This is a genomic window from Psychrobacter sp. Ps6, from assembly GCF_022129235.1.
Lineage (GTDB): Bacteria > Pseudomonadota > Gammaproteobacteria > Pseudomonadales > Moraxellaceae > Psychrobacter.
In genome coordinates this window covers 105,965-124,074 of the sequence record NZ_JADQAI010000008.1, presented here as the reverse complement: position 1 = coordinate 124,074, position 18,110 = coordinate 105,965, and the positions used below count along the sequence as shown (strand labels likewise).

18 protein-coding genes are annotated in these 18,110 nt (G+C 41.9%); 3 read left to right on the top strand and 15 right to left on the bottom strand.

Annotated elements, in window-relative coordinates; all coding sequences use genetic code 11:
- Positions 1–12 precede the first annotated feature (12 nt).
- Complete coding sequence (locus I3255_RS10485; RefSeq protein ID WP_238038762.1) at positions 13–807, top strand: RNA methyltransferase; 795 nt, start codon at positions 13–15, stop codon at positions 805–807.
- Between the two features lie 206 nt (positions 808–1,013).
- Here the strand turns inward: I3255_RS10485 and I3255_RS10480 are convergent, their stop codons facing one another.
- The 8 genes from I3255_RS10480 to I3255_RS10445 form a co-directional block, all read right to left on the bottom strand.
- On the bottom strand, positions 1,014–1,946 hold the full coding sequence (locus tag I3255_RS10480) for an FAD-binding protein (RefSeq protein WP_058025379.1): 933 nt from the start codon (positions 1,944–1,946) through the stop codon (positions 1,014–1,016).
- 144 nt (positions 1,947–2,090) lie between these two features.
- Positions 2,091–2,840: an electron transfer flavoprotein subunit beta/FixA family protein gene (locus tag I3255_RS10475; protein WP_238038761.1), complete on the bottom strand. Its 750-nt coding sequence runs from the start codon at positions 2,838–2,840 to the stop codon at positions 2,091–2,093.
- A gap of 456 nt (positions 2,841–3,296) precedes the next feature.
- Complete coding sequence (locus I3255_RS10470) at positions 3,297–3,860, bottom strand: YetF domain-containing protein (protein WP_238038760.1); 564 nt, start codon at positions 3,858–3,860, stop codon at positions 3,297–3,299.
- Between the two features lie 238 nt (positions 3,861–4,098).
- Positions 4,099–4,311 carry a cold-shock protein gene (locus tag I3255_RS10465; protein WP_057758834.1) on the bottom strand — a complete coding sequence of 71 codons (213 nt, stop codon included), beginning with the start codon at positions 4,309–4,311 and terminating at the stop codon, positions 4,099–4,101.
- A gap of 369 nt (positions 4,312–4,680) precedes the next feature.
- Positions 4,681–5,106: a hypothetical protein gene (locus tag I3255_RS10460; RefSeq protein ID WP_238038759.1), complete on the bottom strand. Its 426-nt coding sequence runs from the start codon at positions 5,104–5,106 to the stop codon at positions 4,681–4,683.
- A 258-nt stretch (positions 5,107–5,364) separates the two neighbouring features.
- Positions 5,365–6,381: a ketol-acid reductoisomerase gene (gene ilvC / locus I3255_RS10455; protein ID WP_238038758.1), complete on the bottom strand. Its 1,017-nt coding sequence runs from the start codon at positions 6,379–6,381 to the stop codon at positions 5,365–5,367.
- Between the two features lie 150 nt (positions 6,382–6,531).
- Positions 6,532–7,029: an acetolactate synthase small subunit gene (gene ilvN, locus I3255_RS10450; protein WP_075106943.1), complete on the bottom strand. Its 498-nt coding sequence runs from the start codon at positions 7,027–7,029 to the stop codon at positions 6,532–6,534.
- Positions 7,029–8,741 carry an acetolactate synthase 3 large subunit gene (locus I3255_RS10445; protein WP_238038788.1) on the bottom strand — a complete coding sequence of 571 codons (1,713 nt, stop codon included), beginning with the start codon at positions 8,739–8,741 and terminating at the stop codon, positions 7,029–7,031. Before I3255_RS10445 ends, ilvN begins: the two co-directional genes overlap by 1 nt.
- A gap of 973 nt (positions 8,742–9,714) precedes the next feature.
- On the opposite strand from I3255_RS10445, the gene I3255_RS10440 reads away from it, so the two are divergent.
- Positions 9,715–10,212, top strand: a complete 498-nt coding sequence (locus I3255_RS10440) for a DUF4124 domain-containing protein (RefSeq protein ID WP_238038757.1) — start codon at positions 9,715–9,717, stop codon at positions 10,210–10,212.
- A gap of 18 nt (positions 10,213–10,230) precedes the next feature.
- Here the strand turns inward: I3255_RS10440 and I3255_RS10435 are convergent, their stop codons facing one another.
- Positions 10,231–12,042 carry an NAD(P)H-hydrate dehydratase gene (locus I3255_RS10435; protein ID WP_238038756.1) on the bottom strand — a complete coding sequence of 604 codons (1,812 nt, stop codon included), beginning with the start codon at positions 12,040–12,042 and terminating at the stop codon, positions 10,231–10,233.
- Between the two features lie 248 nt (positions 12,043–12,290).
- Here I3255_RS10435 and queG point away from each other — a divergent pair, with 248 nt between their 5' ends.
- On the top strand, positions 12,291–13,454 hold the full coding sequence (gene queG, locus I3255_RS10430; RefSeq protein WP_238038755.1) for a tRNA epoxyqueuosine(34) reductase QueG: 1,164 nt from the start codon (positions 12,291–12,293) through the stop codon (positions 13,452–13,454).
- A 140-nt stretch (positions 13,455–13,594) separates the two neighbouring features.
- Here the strand turns inward: queG and lysM are convergent, their stop codons facing one another.
- The 6 genes from lysM to I3255_RS10400 form a co-directional block, all read right to left on the bottom strand.
- Complete coding sequence (gene lysM / locus I3255_RS10425; protein ID WP_201599224.1) at positions 13,595–14,104, bottom strand: peptidoglycan-binding protein LysM; 510 nt, start codon at positions 14,102–14,104, stop codon at positions 13,595–13,597.
- Between the two features lie 258 nt (positions 14,105–14,362).
- Positions 14,363–14,599, bottom strand: a complete 237-nt coding sequence (acpP, locus tag I3255_RS10420) for an acyl carrier protein (protein WP_058025368.1) — start codon at positions 14,597–14,599, stop codon at positions 14,363–14,365.
- A gap of 264 nt (positions 14,600–14,863) precedes the next feature.
- The gene (gene fabG / locus I3255_RS10415; RefSeq protein ID WP_238038754.1) at positions 14,864–15,592 is read right to left on the bottom strand and encodes a 3-oxoacyl-ACP reductase FabG; all 729 of its coding nucleotides are present in this window, start codon (positions 15,590–15,592) and stop codon (positions 14,864–14,866) included.
- Complete coding sequence (gene fabD, locus I3255_RS10410; protein ID WP_238038753.1) at positions 15,589–16,557, bottom strand: ACP S-malonyltransferase; 969 nt, start codon at positions 16,555–16,557, stop codon at positions 15,589–15,591. Before fabD ends, fabG begins: the two co-directional genes overlap by 4 nt.
- A 424-nt stretch (positions 16,558–16,981) precedes the next feature.
- Positions 16,982–17,164, bottom strand: coding sequence for a 50S ribosomal protein L32 (gene rpmF / locus I3255_RS10405; protein WP_057758809.1), 183 nt, complete (start codon positions 17,162–17,164; stop codon positions 16,982–16,984).
- A gap of 318 nt (positions 17,165–17,482) precedes the next feature.
- Positions 17,483–18,076, bottom strand: coding sequence for a YceD family protein (locus I3255_RS10400; protein WP_238038752.1), 594 nt, complete (start codon positions 18,074–18,076; stop codon positions 17,483–17,485).
- Between the last annotated feature and the right edge of the window lie 34 nt (positions 18,077–18,110).

The window sequence follows — 18,110 nt, the reverse complement described above, 5'->3', positions numbered from 1 at the left end:
AAGCGATCCACTATGGTATTAAATCCCACCGAGCTGATTACCTCAGATAAGAACGCAACCGTGAAGCTCGTAAAATCACTGTTGTCCCAAGCACGCCAGCGTAAAAAGAACGGTCAGACAGTCATAGAAGGCGTCCATTTGATAGATGCTGCGCTGCGTAGTGACTATCCTTTTGCCCAGATACTCCTGTCTGAGTCAGCGCGTAGCCACCCTGAAGTTCAGCAGGTATTAACTCGCCTGCCCACTTATACGCCTATTCTTACTTTGTCAGACTCACTTTATGAAAGTATTCGTAGCTTGGGTACAGGCATCGATATCATGGCGATGATTAAAGTACCAACGCCTAGCCTATCAATGATCGATGAGGACTGCTTGATTTTGAATGATGTACAAGATAGCGGAAACGTTGGTACATTACTACGCACAGCAGCAGCGGTTGGTATCCGCAATATTCTATGTACCAGTGCTACCGCTCAAGCTTGGTCTCCCAAGACGCTACGAGCAGGTATGGGTGCACAATTTGCCCTGACTATTTATGAAGGCTTGAGTACGCAAGATATTTTGGATCAAGTACAAGTGCCGCTTTTGGCGACTAGCTCACATACAGATACTATCATTTACGAGCACGATTTATCTGCGCCTGTGGCATGGATTATGGGTCACGAAGGCCAAGGCGTTAGTGACGAGCTAATGCAATGTGCCACGCCGATAGCCTTACCGCAGCCAAACGGGCAAGAGAGCTTAAATGTAGCGATTGCAGGGTCTTTATGTCTGTATGAGACCTTACGCCAAAGACAATACTCTTAGCCTGCATTTATAATTGCTATTAAAACCCTATCTATCAAGCATAAAAAAATCCACTACCAATTGATAGTGGGTTTTTTATTATCTGTCTACTACTGATATAGTCAAAGAAGTCTAAAACGGATACAAGGCAGCCGACTGCAGATTGTACAAGTAGTACATCTAAGGAGGGTAACGCCGTAGCCGTTTAGTAGTTCTGTGACTATATATTAAACCTTACTAGTTAGCTCAGGCAATGCTTCAAATAGATCAGCTTCTAAGAAGTAATCAGCAACGCTAGCGATAGGTGCTTCTGGGTCATTGTTGATAGCAACGATGACTTTAGAATCTTTCATACCAGCCAAATGCTGAATCGCGCCTGAGATACCAGCAGCGATGTATAGCTGCGGTGCAACGATTTTACCCGTTTGACCGACCTGCATATCGTTTGGCACATATCCTGCGTCAACAGCGGCGCGTGACGCACCAACAGCGGCGCCTAGTTTGTCAGCCAATGGCTCGATATATTTGGTGAAGTTTTCACCATTTGCCAATGCACGACCACCAGAAACAACGATACCAGCTGAGGTCAATTCTGGACGATCAGACTTAGCCATTTCTTCGTTCACAAAGCTAGCTTTGCCAGTTTCTTGTACGTTGTCGATAGTTTCAACAGTAGCTGAACCGCCTTCGCTTGCCACTGGGTCAAACGCAGTCGTACGTACTGTTAGTACCACTTTGTCTTCTGTTGTTTTTACTGTCGCTGTCGCATTACCTGCATAGATAGGACGCTCAAACGTTTGCGCATCTACCACACCTGAGATTTCAGACAACATGCTGACGTCAAGTAACGCTGCAACGCGTGGCATAAAGTTTTTACCAGTCGTGGTCGCAGCTGCTAGGATATGGCTGTAATCACCAGCGACATCAGCAACCAATAGCGCCACATTGCCCGCTAATTGATGCTCATAGGCTGCATTGTCAGCTAACAGTACTTTCGTCACGCCTTCTGCTTTTGCTGCTTCATCAGCGACTGCTTGAGCACCACTACCAGCAACCAATACATGGATGTCATCACCGATTTGCTTAGCAGCAGCGATGGTGTTCAAAGTTGCCTTTTTTAGACTGGCATTGTCATGTTCTGCATATACCAAAATTGCCATGGTTTTAATCCTTTATTTATTCGTATTATCTATTCATGCGGTTGTTTGTGTACAAAGCTATTTGAGCGACTATTATTCAATATGAAACAAATCAGTCAAATGGATAGCCTTGTACAGGATATGCCGTAGCGAAGCGTCAAATTATTAGATGACTTTTGCTTCGTTTCTTAGCTTATCAACCAACTCATCAACTGACCCTACTGTAATACCAGCTTTGCGTTCAGCAGGTGGCACGACTTTAATAATTTCTTGCTTAGATGTCATATCGACACCGAAATCTGCTGGCGTTTTTTCATCAAGCGGCTTTTTCTTCGCTTTCATGATGTTAGGCAGTTTCGCATAACGTGGCTCATTCAAACGTAGATCAGTCGTGATAACCGCTGGCAAATCAAGCGCGACCGTTTGTAGACCGCCATCGATTTCACGCGTTACGTTGACTTTGTCGCCTTCAACCTTCACTTCTGAGGCAAACGTACCCTGACCGATACCCATCAATGCCGCTAGCATCTGACCCGTTTGGTTGTTGTCGTCATCAATCGCTTGTTTACCCAGCAAGATAATATCTGTGCTTTCTGTTTCAGCGATATTTTTTAGAATCTTGGCAACTTGTAGTGGATACGGCTTTTCGTCACTCACGACTAAAACGCCACGATCAGCACCCAGTGCTAGGGCTGCACGAATTTGCTCTTGCGACTCTTTTGGACCGATAGACGCGACGATGATTTCATCAATGACGCCAGCTTCTTTTAGACGAACGGCTTCTTCTACTGCGATTTCATCAAAAGGGTTAATTGACATTTTGGTGTTTGATAGATCAACGCCAGAGTTATCGGCTTTTACACGAACTTTTACGTTATAATCAATGACACGCTTGACCGCTACTAATGCTTTCATACGTTCCTCGTTTATTAATGTTATGAATTAAAAAATATCAGTTAAGAACCAAATTTTCGTTGTGGTTCAAATCGTCGTTCAAAATACTACTCAAGGTTATTACTATATCAACAGATGTATAACTAATTAAGAAAAATACGCCAATATTCGAAATTATATTAGCATTGCACTTCTTACGAATAAAATCTGCTAAAGCTAAGCCAACCGTTATTATCAGACCTATGTATCTTGCGTCAGCCTGCAGATAAGGTCAAGACAACGCCGTGAATAATGCGTCATAAATTTGTCACTATTCTATAATAAATAGTTTATAAGCACGTGATCTGGTGATTTTTCTTCGGTAATAGCCTTAAGAGTCCTCCCCTTTATAGCACTCTCAATGGTATGTTTATTTAATATTTTGTTATTATTTATTTCTTAGGGCTCAACTGATAGCAATCACCAAGAACCCAACATCTATACGTCGCTGTCTTTGCTAGAGCTCATTAACAGCTCACTATCACGTATGTCATCGAACAATGCCCAGTCAGGGGTCACACCATTATTTTTGATGACACTCATATTGCCTGTCGTTTCCATAATGACGGCAAATATCTCCGTCTTGGCTTTGATACCATTTTTGCGCAGCACCTCCTGGACGTCACTAGTACTTAAGTTTGCCTCTTTCAAATTATCTGCAAAGTACTCGCCATGCGCCATGAGTATAATAGCCCGATTGTCTATCAGCGTTTTTAGTGGCTTTACCTTGCGTCTGATAACTGAAATGGTGCCTTGAATCAAAAACAACATGGCAACTGCAAACAATCCTTGCAGAAGAGACGGCTTGTCAGCCAATACAGTCGACGCTAATATACTGCCAATGCCGACCGTCATTGCAAAATCATGGCTTGATAGCTTGGAGAAACTACGTAGACCCATCAATCGGGTACAGAGCATCAAACCAATATAGAAACCCACCGCAGATAAAGAAATACCTAGTGCTTGTTGCCCGTCAATTGAAAACCAATTTTCCCATTTCATAATAGAACCTTATTTATTATTGAGTCAGTACCTATTATGAACTGATAATTATTAAGAAAATCAATCAAACGCTACTTCAGACAAAATGATATAAAAAAAGCAACCTGATGAGAGGTTGCTTTTTTTTAAAGTCAATACAGTATTTTTATTGTTTTAACAAACAAAGTAATCAATGCATATTGATAATCTTATTATTATTAAGCTTACTGAAAGTCAGTTAACTTAATAGTAAATGAGATTAGATAGCTTCGATTTGCTCAGCTTGTGGGCCTTTTTTGCCATCACCTAAGATGAAAGACACTTTTTGGCCTTCGGCTAGAGTTTTGAAACCGTTACCTTGGATAGCGCTGTAGTGAGCGAATACGTCTTGTCCGCCATTGTCTTGAGCGATAAAACCAAAACCTTTAGCTTCATTAAACCACTTTACAGTGCCTTCAACTTTATCTGACATAAATTTTCCTGACTCTTTAACTGTTGGCGAGACTTGTGTCATCACCGATTAATTGATATATACCCATGCATCTTTTGCTGAACGCTACGGTTCAAAATTTCAAATAATCTAAGAGAAAACCTGAATTTTTTACCTCAAATACTTTGAGTACAATCTGATTATAACAGTTTTCTATACAGGTAACAGTCTAAATTGATGATTTTTGTAAATAAATTCTAGCTATCAGAACACATTAAAATAGATAGTATCTTTGTCGTTATCATATTGATATTAAATAAATTTCTAACATTTTAATATTGGGCTGTATTTATGGAGTCATCGTTAAATACGACAAGAAAGACCCTTATAGGCCAAAAACTCAGTCATTGCCTATTGCAATATCGGCAACCATGGTGAACTTAATACAAGCAAACATAGCCCAAAAAATATCAACGAAAACGACTGACTATACGCAATGTATTTGGCCGGTATGACCAAGTCTTTAGGAGAATCAGGGATACCTTTGCGCTTTAATAGTCGCGTACCGTAGACCCAACCAAAGGTGGTGTAAATGCCATAAGCGGCAGGTACAGCAATCGCGAGCGGTGCCAAATCAATCACGTATAGGACAACTACAGAGATAAAGAACCAGATGGTATCTAGGATTGAGCTGATTTGGAAAAACCTAGATTTGGGCAGTTTACCATCGGTTTTTTTGAGCATCTCCCCTTCTATCCAAATTAAAACTGCTACTACAGCGCTAAGAGTAATATACACGAATTGCGGCGTTAGCCAGTCTGGATAAGATATTTGCACAACATACAACCTGTAATCTATAGAGAATATGAATGAGGACTCATCTACTTTGATGACTCAAAGATAAGCAAGCACAATAAAAGCCCACTGGCTAATGTGAAGATGCCTGCCTATATTGGGCAGTTTTTACTGGTTTTCAACCAACACATATAGCGGTGTAACCATATGCTAAAAGTAGGATATAAAAAACCCGTGCTATCAGGTGATAACACGGGTTACTTAATAAACTATCAAATACTCTATTTGAGTAGTATCGAATTAGTTTTTGTCTTTATCGATGATTTTGTTACCACCAATCCAAGGCATCATGCCACGCAGCTTGGCACCAGTAGTCTCAATTTGATGCTCAGCATTGTTGCGACGACGCGCAGTCATTGATGGATAGTTGGTTGCGCCTTCAGAGATGAACATTTTCGCGTATTCACCAGACTGGATGCGTTTTAGCGCGTTACGCATGGCTTCACGTGACTGCTCATTGATGACTTCAGGACCAGTGACATATTCGCCATATTCAGCGTTGTTACTGATTGAATAGTTCATGTCAGCGATACCGCCTTCATACATCAAATCAACGATTAGCTTGAGCTCATGTAGACATTCGAAATAAGCCATTTCTGGTGCATAGCCTGCTTCTGTTAGCGTCTCAAAGCCCATTTTAACTAGCTCTACTGCACCGCCACAAAGAACCGCTTGCTCACCGAACAAGTCAGTTTCAGTCTCATCTTTAAACGTGGTTTCGATGATGCCTGAACGACCACCACCAACACCAGCAGCATATGATAGTGCTAACTGTTTGGCTTGACCTGAAGCATCTTGGTAGATGGCGATAAGATCAGGGATACCACCGCCTTTAGTAAACTCTGAACGTACGGTATGACCTGGTGCTTTTGGCGCAACCATAATCACATCAAGATCGCCACGTGGTACCACTTGGTTGTAATGGATCGCAAAACCATGAGCGAAAGCCAATGTTGCGCCTTCTTTGATGTTTGGCTCAATGACGTCGTTATAAAGCTCTTTTTGGAATTCATCAGGCGTCAAAATCATGATTACGTCAGCAGCTTTTACAGCTTCTTCTACTTCAGCAACTTTTAGGCCCGCATTTTCAGCTTTTTTCCATGAGCCTGAGTTGGCACGTAGACCAACCGTTACATCAACGTCTGAGTCTTGTAGGTTAAGCGCGTGCGCATGACCTTGTGAACCATAACCGATAATGGCAACTTTTTTACCTTGGATAATTGATAGATCACAATCTTTGTCATAAAAAACGTTCATAAATAGAGTCCTTGTCCTCAATCATGGCGTACCATGGATAGTAGGCGCTTATACTGTAATCAAGATAGTGATTAAGATAAGCGCTTTGTTGATTTAGATAAATATTTTTTGATTAAAATATAGCTTGATTAAAATAGGTCGTAATAAATACTAGGTGCTAAGTGTTTTTTCGCCGCGAGCAATACCAATCACACCCGAGCGAACCACTTCCATAATACGCTCACGTCCAAGTACGTCAATAAAGCCATCAAGTTTTGCTTTATCACCAACGATTTGAATCGTATATAAGTTGGCATTCACATCGACAATCTGTGCGCGGAAAATATCTGCGCTGCGTTTCACCTCTTCACGTACGCTGCCAGTCGCTCGTACTTTGATCAGCATCAATTCACGCTCAACGTGTACATTCTCTGTCAGATTATGCACTTTAACCACTTCAATCAATTTATGCAATTGTTTGGTGATTTGTTCGATTCTTTCTGGTGAAGTAATGGTCGTCAACGTCAGACGTGAAATACTTGGGTCATCAGTAGGCGCGACGTTTAGCGTTTCGATATTGTAGCCACGCTGTGAGAACAAGCCGACTAGACGCGACAACGAACCCGCTTCGTTTTCCATCAATACCGAAATCAGATGTTGTTGTTGCATTAGGTACGCTCCCCTTTTGTTAACCACATATCACGCATTGCCTGTCCAGCGATTTGCATCGGATATACATGCTCATTACGATCGACATAAACATCGATAAATACCAGTTTGTCTTTCATTGCCATGGCTTCAGCCAACTGTGCTTCCATGGTCGCAGGATCAGTAATCTTGATACCGACGTGACCATAACTTTCAGCCAATTTCACAAAGTCTGGTAAAGAGTTCATATAAGACTGAGCATGGCGACCTTCATACAGCATGTCCTGCCACTGCTTGACCATCCCTAGCTGTGCGTTGTTCAAGTTCAGGATCTTGACTGGCAAGTTGTATTGTAAGCAAGTTGATAGCTCTTGGATATTCATCTGAATAGAGCCTTCGCCTGTGATACACACCACATCACGCTCAGGGTTGGCAAGCTTTGCTGCCATGGCATACGGCAAGCCAACACCCATCGTACCTAGGCCACCTGAGTTCAGCCATTGGCGAGGCTCATTGTAAGTATAGTAAAGGGCTGCAAACATCTGATGCTGACCGACGTCACTGGTGATAATTGCATTGCCATCCGTGACCTTGCACAGGGCTTGTACAGCGCTTTGTGGCTTAATACCATTATCTGTACTGGTGTCGTAACGTAGACCATGACGCTTACGCCATTCGTTGATCTGTGACCACCAATCGAGCAATGCGTGTTGCTCTAATTGCTTATCTTCTCCAACGATCTCTAGCATATCGGTTAAGACAGATTTTACATCGCCAACAATAGGAATATGCGCAAGAATAGTTTTCGAGATCGAAGCAGGATCGATGTCGATATGAATAATCGTCGCATTCGGACAGAATTTTTTGACGTTATTGGTCACACGATCATCGAAACGTGCACCGACTGCCAAGATAACATCAGCGTGATGCATGCTCATGTTGGCTTCGTAAGTACCATGCATGCCAAGCATACCTAAGAACTGACGATCAGAGCCTGGGAACGTACCAAGGCCCATCAATGTATTGGTCACTGGCAAGTTCAGACGATGAGCAAGGTCGGTTAGCTCTTCGTGGGCATTACTCCAAATTACACCACCGCCTGCATATACGACAGGACGCTGGGCAGATAGCAGTGTCTCAACCGCTTTTTTGATTTGACCACTATGACCTTTGAGTGAAGGCTGGTAAGAGCGTATAAATACCTCTTCTGGATACTCATAGGCAAACTTTTCACTAGGAGCAGTCATGTCTTTTGGCACGTCAATGACAACAGGGCCTGGGCGTCCAGACTGTGCAATATAAAAGGCTTTTTTGACAATCATCGGAATTTCGCTAGCATGGCGCACTTGGAAACTATGCTTAACGATCGGACGTGATACACCGACCATATCCGTTTCTTGGAAAGCGTCTTCCCCGATTAGGCTACTTGGCACCTGACCTGAAATCACGACCATCGGTACTGAATCCATAAAAGCTGTCGCAATAGCGGTAACCGTATTGGTTGCACCAGGTCCTGAGGTTGCCAGTACGACACCAGTCTCACCAGTAACTCGTGAATAAGCATCTGCCATGTGACCAGCAGCCTGCTCATGGCGTACTAAGATGTGCTCAATGGCTTCTTGCTGAAATAACGCATCATAGATGTGCAGAACGGCACCGCCTGGATAACCAAAGATATATTTGACACCTTCGTCTGTCAGCGCTTGTACCAGCATTTCAGCGCCCGATAGCATCACAGGCTGTGAGCTGCCTTCTGCAAGACGTTGTTGCTTTTCTTCAAAATTTTTGGCGGCATTACCCGTTTGGGTATGTCCCGTCATATTCGGACTTTGCGTGGTTTGCGTCACTGTCATCACCTTTTTTTGCGGCGAGGATTTGCAGTATTCTATGACAAGAGATAACCCCATATAGGCATTACTTCAAAGCTCATAAAATGATCGCTAATCCTTGTCCATATCAAGAATATTTGCCTATCATATTTAAGTAATGTTGTTTTTTAAGACAGCAAATTACTCAAACACAGCAATGTATTTAAGGTCAGTTTTGTGATGGATGTTTATCGATATACAGTGACAAGATGCGGACGCACCTATAAAGAAGCTTATTATTGAGTATTCATGCAAGCAAGTACAGATAATAAATTCATTGATACAGATGCATCGATATAGATGAAATGACTTTTATAGCCAAATACGATGTCACAAGCTCAGTAGAACTGATAACAAGGCATTAAGGAAATCTCATACCTAATATTATATCGTGTTTCATACAACTGCTAGAATCACATTTAGCACATGTCAAATAATAAGTTTATCTTAGTCATTGTAGACAGATAAGTCCGGAGACGATGATCAGCTATCAATAGTAATCGTCCTGCTACTATGTCTGCTATATCATTATCACAAAGGAAATAAAACTGCGTAAGATACCGATAAGTAACTCGTAGTTCTCATTCTCAAGTGCCACGGCAATATCGTAAAAGCCGCTCACTGACCAATCAACTTCTATTATATTCGATTGTTTGTCTGTTATTGTCAAGAAAAACTTCTAAAGCCTATCCCAAACTATTAGTTATTAAATAATATACATTGATAAGTATTATTTGCTAAAATTGGAAGTCGATACATTAGTGCTGCCAATAAAGTGCTCAAATGCTATATTTACCCTTATACAAATTTACTTTTATAAAACAAGAGGATTGCTGCTATGGCATATGCGTCTAAAATAGCTACCGCTACCAAACTGCTAACAAGTACTGCGTGTATGCTAATGCTGTCCATGAATGCCAGTCAGGCTATTCAAGTTTACAAATCTATTGGCGCACATGGCGAAGTTAAATATAGCCAGCACGCACCGCAAAATGGTAAAAACGTTGAGTTGATTGAATTTCGTAGCGACGGTAGACAAAACAACGCCGGACAAATGGCAGGTAAAACAGATGCCAGCCAAAGTAACAATACTCAAACGGCAGAAGAGCAGCGTGTAGCAGCGCTCGAAGCACGTATCAAAGAACAAGAAGCGCAAGCCAATGCCCAGCGCTGTCAATCATTGCGCAACAACCTAACCAATTTAAATGTTGGCGGCCGTATCTATGAGATGGATGCAAATGGCAAGCGTCAGTACTTAGATGGCCGTGAAATTGAGCTAAAACGTGAGCGTGTACAGCAGGCAATCGACCAATATTGTAGCAGCGCTACGACCTAATCTTTATGCTAATGATGACTACTTAATCATCATTAATTGCATAACATGACGAATGGCTGCTGGCATATCTTGAGCTTGTAGCCCTCGTTGTCCAATCAATAGCTTATTGTCACTACGATATCCCCTACCTTGATTAACCAGTGTATCCCCTGCAAATCCATGAATAAACACTGCCTGAGATAAACTGTGCGACTCTGCTGCTAAGTCTTGTTGTGCTACTAATCCAGCAGTCACTCCAGATAGAATATCGCCCATGCCAGCGGTTGCCATACCAGCATTGCCCGCATCACAGACATATACTTGTGCTCGTCCTGATTTTTGCTCCAAAACTAGCGACCCTGCTCCCTTTAATACCCAGTCACCACCATAAACTGCTGTGCATTGTTTTATGGCTTGCAATCTATCACTTTCTACCTCGCTTATCTTTTGATCAAGTAACCTAGCTGCTTCGCCGCTATGCGGTGTCAAGCAAACTCGATGATTGATGCTATATTCGCGAAGCTCTGTTACCAGTTCATGGTTGTCCGTTTGCAGCGATGCCAAATGATAAAGACCGTCTGCATCGATCACTATTGATTTTTCATGAGCTATCGCAGTCTGTATGTAGTCAATAAATAGCGCCTTTGCTTTTTCGTCACGGCCCAATCCCATACCAATAGCGACAACACTGGCTTGTTCAATCAGTGCCTTTACCCCATCTACGTCATGCAAATTAATTGTCATCGCATCTGGCAGTGACGTTAATAATGCACCATGAAAAGCCTCATGACAGGCAACGGTTATTTTACCAGCGCCAGTTGCCATGGTGCTTGAGGCAGACAGTATCGCAGCACCGCCCATCCCTTGAGAGCCATCAACGCGATTTCCACCGATGACTAATACATGACCATAGCTACCTTTGTAACTGTTTTGACGGCGCGGCTTCATACTATGTGCAGCCGTCAGTAGCGTGGCAACAGGTTCAAATGCTTCAATAGTATTTTTATCAGATATTTTGTGAGGTCTAGCTGTTTGATAAGGTATTAACGGTATATCGATTATGTCTCCGCTATAATCCGTACCATCTTTGGTATGCAAACCGAATTTGCGTGCAATCAGGCATAAGGTGACATCAGCTTGTACTGCTATACGATCGAATACCTCACCAGTAGAAGCTACCAATCCACTTGGAATATCGACGGCGACCGCTAGTGCGTTTTGTTGCTGAGTAGTACGATTGAAAGTACTAATAGCCTCTTTATAGACACCTTCTGGCGCACGATCTAGCCCAATCCCAAACAGTGCATCAATATAAATGTCAGCTGATAAAGCCATTTTTTCTGAATCATTATGACTGCTATAAATCTCTTCAAAACGTTGATAATGACAGTTGGCAGATAGCGCTATTTGAAGAGCCTTTGTTGCGTCAGTCATATTGCTACTGTCGCTGTCTTTGCTATTAGAAGTGACTGATTGATCATCCATGACAAAATCGTTTTTATCAAAACCAACGGCAATTACCTCTACTTGCCAGCCAGCTTGTTGCAGATAGTGAGCAATGAGCCAACCGTCCCCGCCATTATTACCCTTACCTACCCAGACACTTACTCGGCGCAAACGCTCCGTACGATGATAAACGTTGGTATTATCAGAATGATTAGCATTGAGACATTTTTGTTCATAAAGCAACTCTATCTGCTGTGCCATTTGCCAAGCTGCTTGCTGCATTAAGCCAAAGCTATCATATCCTCGAGCAAACCACGCTTGCTCCATGGCATAGAGCTGCTCACTATTATAAAGCGCGACGGGTTTTGTATTTTTTATCGTTGATAAATTGGTCCAGTTTTTCATTTATTATCCTCGGCTATGTTTTTCTGATATTTTTATGGTGTTGACAGTCTATTTGCTAACCTTTGGTATCAGCTTAGCAAAAGCTTATGCCTACTTATGTATCAATATGAATGTGAGTTTATTTTCTTTTCTACTTGCGCTTATCGCTCACTGGCTTATCATAAACGCTATTCATAGGATCACTGATTGTGAGATGTAAATAATCTGATCAACCCAAACAAGCAGACAGCCAATAAGCCTCTATCTATATGCCTACCGATAAAAACAAAATTGCCGTTAGTAACTCAACAGTATTTGCAACAACAGCAGATGTTAAACAGTGGATCAAAACGCAAGCGCAAACGTTAGGATTTGCTGATTGTGGGTTTTTATCTGTCCATCATCCACTGTTTGCTAAGCAAGTCGAACAACTACAGAAGTGGCTGGATAAAGGCTATGAGGGTCAATTGCAGTTCATGCACAACAACCATCATCTGCGCGCGCATCCCGAGCAGTTAGTAGATGGCGCAAAGACCATTGTTAGTGTACGTATGGATTATCTCACCCAAGCCCCGACGCCACGTGCTGTCACAGATAATGACCATCCCAATCAAGGCATCATTGCGCGTTACGCAAGAGGTCGTGATTATCATAAGACAATGCGCAGCCGTTTAAAGCAATTGGCGCTGAATATCGAAGCTATGCTTCCTGAATGGCAACATCTCGATATTGGCTCAGATAAAGAGTTTGTTTTTAGACCCTTTAGTGATTCTGCGCCTATCTTTGAGCGACCTATTGCCGATGCTGCTGGTCTGGGCTGGACAGGTAAGCATACGTTATTAATCAACAAACAAGCTGGCTCATTTTTTGTGCTGGGTGAGCTGTTTTTAAGCTTAGAGCTGCCCGATGACCAGCCTGTTAAAGAGCATTGTGGCAGTTGCAGTGCTTGTATTGATGTATGCCCTACCCAAGCGATTGTAGCGCCTTATGAGCTCAATGCTTCTGCCTGTATCTCTTATTTGACGATTGAACACGATGGTATTATTGATACCAAGTATCGACGCGCGATTGGCAATCGAGTGTTTGGCTGTGATGATTGCCAGCTGATCTGCCCGTGGAATCGTTATGCCAATCTGACTACTGTTGAGGACTTCGCACCAAGGCATGGGCTTGATAACAGCAGTTTGCTTGAATTATGGCAATGGCAAGAAGCGGATTTTTTGAAAAATACACAAGGAAGCCCGCTCAGACGCACAGGCTATATAAATTTCTTACGTAATATCGCGATTGGTCTTGGCAATGCCAATGCCAGTTTGGATGTGGTTGAACAGTTAAAGTCTAAGCTTACCATACACAGTGTTATGCTCGACGAGCATATCGAATGGGCATTAGAAGAACAGCAAAAAAAGCTGAAAGACAGCATCCAAGTCTAAATATTTCAATTATTCGCCACTATTAGAACTTCATATCTATTGCTATATCGTTTTAAATAATAAAAAAAGCCTCTTATAAAAGAGGCTTTTTTATCATCGGTTTTTTGTACCGATTATTTACTGCTTGTATCATCAATTTGTTATGGCTTAGGAATACGTAACACTTGACCTGGATAGATTTTATCTGGATCAGATAACATTGGCTTATTCGCTTCAAAGATTTTCATATAATCACCAGACTCACCGTAAACGTCTTTAGCAATCTTAGATAAGCTATCGCCAGATTTTACCGTATACATCGTTGACTCAGGTGCATCTTCTTCGATATCGATATTGTCGATTACCTTAGCAACATTTTGTACGTTACCAATAGCAATAATCGCTTTTTCACGATCAGCTTGAGTCTTAGCATTACCGCTAATTTCTGCCGTATCTGTAGAACCGTTATACTTGATTTTTAAATTACTGATATTTAGGTTCTGTTGCTGAATACGACGTAGCAAAATGTTAGCAACTGATTGAGCTGAAGGCTCGCTGCTTTTTACTGGTGTATTAGCATCTGCCTTGGTTTCTGTCTTAGCGTCATGCTTTTCGTCATCACGATTAAAGATTTTATCACCGATATCTTTTGCAAAACTGAACATACCCATGTAACTGCTCCTTGAAATATTATTATTTATTATTCATATTTATTTTCGGTGGTGTGTTATTTAACGCCACCGTGCTTTGTACTGTTTACCATGATGAGTATAGACAAAGGAACCAAACGTGAATAGTAAGAGTATGTTGAGTAATGTTAATTGACGTAGCTTATGTTAATGCAACCAATAAACTAAATCACACTCATAAAAAAACCGCCTATCTATTAAGATAAGCGGCATTATAAAAATTGCTAAACGAGTAGCAAATTATAGCTGGGCTTGTACGTAGTCAATTGCTTTTTGAACAGTAGTCAATTCTGCAGAGTCTTCGTCAGGAATAGTGATACCAAAATCACTTTCAAAAGACATAACCAATTCGACTAGGTCAAGTGAATCTGCGCCTAGATCTTCCATGAATGAAGCATCGTTGTTGATGTCTTCAATGTTCATGCCTAGTTGCTCTGCTACTGCTGATTTTACTCTTAGCTCGATATCATTACTCATATAGATCACTCCGTTATCATCTATTATTTTTAATAAACTGCTATAGCGCCTCATTTAAGCTCTGTAGCATGGTATATAAAATGTGTTTGCCAGACGAGCATTGCTGTCTGAGTACTCTATGACTTGTTACACAGTCTGTCTAATAAAGCCCTGCTATAATACAGGGCTTTGAATCAAAAGTATTCGTTATTATAACACCCTTTATTATAGTTTACACTCGTTCACACAGTTTTTTATTATAACTATGTAACGCTCGTATACTGACTACATATACATACCGCCATTAACAGGAATAACCGCGCCGGTGATATAGCTGGCCTCATCACTGGCCAAAAAATGTACTGCTGCTGCGATATCTTCTGGTTGACCAAGACGGCTGATAGGAACGGCATCTAGCATAGAATTCAATAGACGCTCGTCGAGCTCATCTGTCATATCAGTCTCGATCAAACCTGGTGCCACGCAATTGATAGTCACTTGGCGTGAGCCGATTTCACGTGCAAGCGTACGGCTGAACCCTTCTACACCAGCTTTAGTCGCGGCGTAATTAGATTGACCTGCATTACCCATTTGAGCAACAACAGAGGTGATATTAATAATACGACCACGGCGTGCTTTCATCATACCGCGTACTGCGCGTTTACTCATGCGATAAACTGAGGTCAAATTCGTATCGATAACATTTGACCAGTCATCGTCTTTCATACGCATTAGTAGACCATCTTGAGTGATACCTGCATTGTTGACCAATACTTGTACCGCACCATAGACGCTTTCGATCTCTTCGAACAATTTATCAATTTGAGCAGTATCACGTACATCTAAGACGCGACCGATACCACCAGTATCATGAAGATAGTCATTAATCAATTCAGCACCTTTTTCAGTGGTTGCTGTTCCAATGACAAAATGTCCTTCTTTAGCAAAGCGTTTAGCAACGGCCTTTCCAATACCACGGCTCGCGCCAGTCACTAATGTAATCGTACGACTCATGATAACACCTCTAATAATTTCTCTAGACGGGCAGGCTTGTCAGTAGGATAGCTCGTAATTGGCTGTGCTTGACGCTTAGCCAAGTTACTGAGCACATTGCCGCTGCCACATTCGATTAACATGTTAATTTGCTTATCGGCCAGCTCTTGCATGGTTTTTGACCACAGTACTGGCTCGCTCAACTGCTCAGTCAATGCTTGCTTGATACCTACTGCACTGGTTTCAACGCGTGCATAGCGATTTTGAATCACAGGAATGGTTGCTTGATCAAATTGAATACCTGCTAATATCTCAGCCAAGGCATTACTTGCAGGCTCCATTAGTGCACAATGAGATGGCACACTCACTTTTAAAGGCACGGACTTTTTGCCAGTGTTTTTGACTTTATCAATAACAGCGTTAACGCCAGCAGCATTACCTGAGATCACTACTTGTCCTGGGCTGTTGAAGTTAGCCGCGCCGACAATGGCACTCTCGACATGCTCTGTTGCTTGCTCACACAGATTTTCGACTCGGTTATCTTCAAGTCCTAATACGGCAGCCATGGCGGTATCGACACCTACAACGGCCTCTTGCATCAACTGACCGCGCTTATGGACTAAAGTGACAGCATCACCAAGCGATATCACATTGGCAGCACACAGGGCACTGTACTCGCCTAAAGAGTGACCAGCTAAATAGCAAGGCGTTTCTTTTATTTTTTGTTGTAAGACACGCCAAATGGCAATGCTAGCTGTCAGTAGCGCTGGCTGAGTATACTCGGTTTGATTGAGTTTTTCTTCATCCTGACAGATTGCCCACAAGTCCTCACCAAGCGCCTCACTCGCTTCGGTAAATGTATCGCGTATCTCTGGGTAGATTTCAGCAAGCTCACTCGTCATTGCGACTGCTTGAGATCCTTGTCCAGGAAAAATGACCGCGATACGAGCGGGTTGCTTTTTTACCATATCGGGTACAGAAGCCATAACCAATATTCCTTATCTGATTAGAAATATCCCTAAAACAATGGGGTGTATTATATTATTAGATGTGATACAAAGCCGCTAGTTCAATTATTTGTATAAGAAAACGGATTGTCAGTAAACTATACACTGACACACACTATTATCATAGCGGATGCAGACCAAACAACGATAGGAAAACACAGTACCAATCAAAAGCACCAACGATATGAGTATGCTTTTCTATCTTCTAAAAATAAAAAGTCATTTAAGCAATGACTCTAGTCATAAATAACAAAAAGCCAAGTTATCCAGCCACATAATATATGATAGCGAAATAACTTGGCTTTTTTTAGCTCAAAGCTTATTGACTGATGATAGCTAGGCAAATAAAACAACAGTCACCAGTACTGTTACTACTTTACCTAGCTATCATAGGGCCAATGTCTTAGGCATCTTGACTAACTTTGAATAGCTGACGACCACGGTAGAAACCATCTTTAGTCATGTGATGACGACGATGTTTTTCACCAGTAGTAGCATCTACGCTTAGTTCAGCAATTTCCATACGGTGATGTGAACGGCGCATGTCACGACGAGAACGGCTTTTACGACTTTTTTGAACAGCCATGATATAGCTCCTATACTTAAAAGGGATAAGCTTGAAATTCAGCTTTAGTCGATACTGACAGAGGCTTTATAATCACAACAACCTAAGTCTGAAGCATCATTAGTTAAATAGATTGTTACTTACATAAAGCGCTAACTATGTCTGAAATTTATGAAAAATTTACCTAGTCAGCTTCTATCAGCACGCAACAGGTTGCTCGAATGCAATAAACCGGACATTATACGCATGTTTATTAGATTAATAAAGCCCTGCCTTGCACTCTTCTGTACAAAGCAGATAAAAGGCTTATTAAATGCATCAAGTAAATAATTTTGGCTCTTATAGCTTACCTTTTAAGGAGGCTAAAGCAGCGAATGGATTTTCATTTTCTTCTTCTTCTGGTATCTCACCAAACTGCTCAACTGACATCTCACAATCATCATGCTTTGGCGCCATTGGTGTTTTTAGCAAGATCTCATCTTCTACCAGTTTTTTAAATGGTAATAGGCGCTCGGGAGACTGCTCAGTGACGACTTCATCAAGTAACAAATAATCTTGCTCGTCATTAATCAGACGCACTTGGCTGTCATTTTCGAGTAGTGCGATGTCGTAATCATCAGACAAGTCTATCGCGATGGGTTGTAAACAGCGTTGGCACGTTAGCCAAACATCACCTGTCAACGTAAATGCTAAATGCAAAACATTATTACGACGATAGAGTTCAGCATTTAGCTGAGTGTTTGACTGATCATGCTCAGCGCTCAATGTCGTAGCAAGACGCTCAAAAGAGTTTGGGTCGACTTCGCCTGACCACTCAAAACCCGTGTCTGCCCACTTGTCCAAAGAAATATGCTCAGGCATGCTAGTAGATACAGGCGCTTTTTTATTGTCAGCGTAAGGTGCTGACGGTTTAGTTTCTGGAGTGCTTGACATGCGCGGCCTCATTCATAAAAACGGTGTATAATAT

What these genes read in the sequence shown, in the direction of transcription:
- I3255_RS10485 (WP_238038762.1), top strand. Translation starts at nt 13, where the DNA reads ATGGTATTAAATCCCACCGAGCTGATTACCTCAGATAAGAACGCAACC.
- I3255_RS10480 (WP_058025379.1), bottom strand. Translation starts at nt 1,946, where the DNA reads ATGGCAATTTTGGTATATGCAGAACATGACAATGCCAGTCTAAAAAAG.
- I3255_RS10475 (WP_238038761.1), bottom strand. Translation starts at nt 2,840, where the DNA reads ATGAAAGCATTAGTAGCGGTCAAGCGTGTCATTGATTATAACGTAAAA.
- I3255_RS10470 (WP_238038760.1), bottom strand. Translation starts at nt 3,860, where the DNA reads ATGAAATGGGAAAATTGGTTTTCAATTGACGGGCAACAAGCACTAGGT.
- I3255_RS10465 (WP_057758834.1), bottom strand. Translation starts at nt 4,311, where the DNA reads ATGTCAGATAAAGTTGAAGGCACTGTAAAGTGGTTTAATGAAGCTAAA.
- ilvC (WP_238038758.1), bottom strand. Translation starts at nt 6,381, where the DNA reads ATGAACGTTTTTTATGACAAAGATTGTGATCTATCAATTATCCAAGGT.
- ilvN (WP_075106943.1), bottom strand. Translation starts at nt 7,029, where the DNA reads ATGCAACAACAACATCTGATTTCGGTATTGATGGAAAACGAAGCGGGT.
- I3255_RS10445 (WP_238038788.1), bottom strand. Translation starts at nt 8,741, where the DNA reads ATGCTATCGGGCGCTGAAATGCTGGTACAAGCGCTGACAGACGAAGGT.
- I3255_RS10440 (WP_238038757.1), top strand. Translation starts at nt 9,715, where the DNA reads ATGGCATATGCGTCTAAAATAGCTACCGCTACCAAACTGCTAACAAGT.
- I3255_RS10435 (WP_238038756.1), bottom strand. Translation starts at nt 12,042, where the DNA reads ATGAAAAACTGGACCAATTTATCAACGATAAAAAATACAAAACCCGTC.
- queG (WP_238038755.1), top strand. Translation starts at nt 12,291, where the DNA reads ATGCCTACCGATAAAAACAAAATTGCCGTTAGTAACTCAACAGTATTT.
- lysM (WP_201599224.1), bottom strand. Translation starts at nt 14,104, where the DNA reads ATGGGTATGTTCAGTTTTGCAAAAGATATCGGTGATAAAATCTTTAAT.
- acpP (WP_058025368.1), bottom strand. Translation starts at nt 14,599, where the DNA reads ATGAGTAATGATATCGAGCTAAGAGTAAAATCAGCAGTAGCAGAGCAA.
- fabG (WP_238038754.1), bottom strand. Translation starts at nt 15,592, where the DNA reads ATGAGTCGTACGATTACATTAGTGACTGGCGCGAGCCGTGGTATTGGA.
- fabD (WP_238038753.1), bottom strand. Translation starts at nt 16,557, where the DNA reads ATGGCTTCTGTACCCGATATGGTAAAAAAGCAACCCGCTCGTATCGCG.
- rpmF (WP_057758809.1), bottom strand. Translation starts at nt 17,164, where the DNA reads ATGGCTGTTCAAAAAAGTCGTAAAAGCCGTTCTCGTCGTGACATGCGC.
- I3255_RS10400 (WP_238038752.1), bottom strand. Translation starts at nt 18,076, where the DNA reads ATGTCAAGCACTCCAGAAACTAAACCGTCAGCACCTTACGCTGACAAT.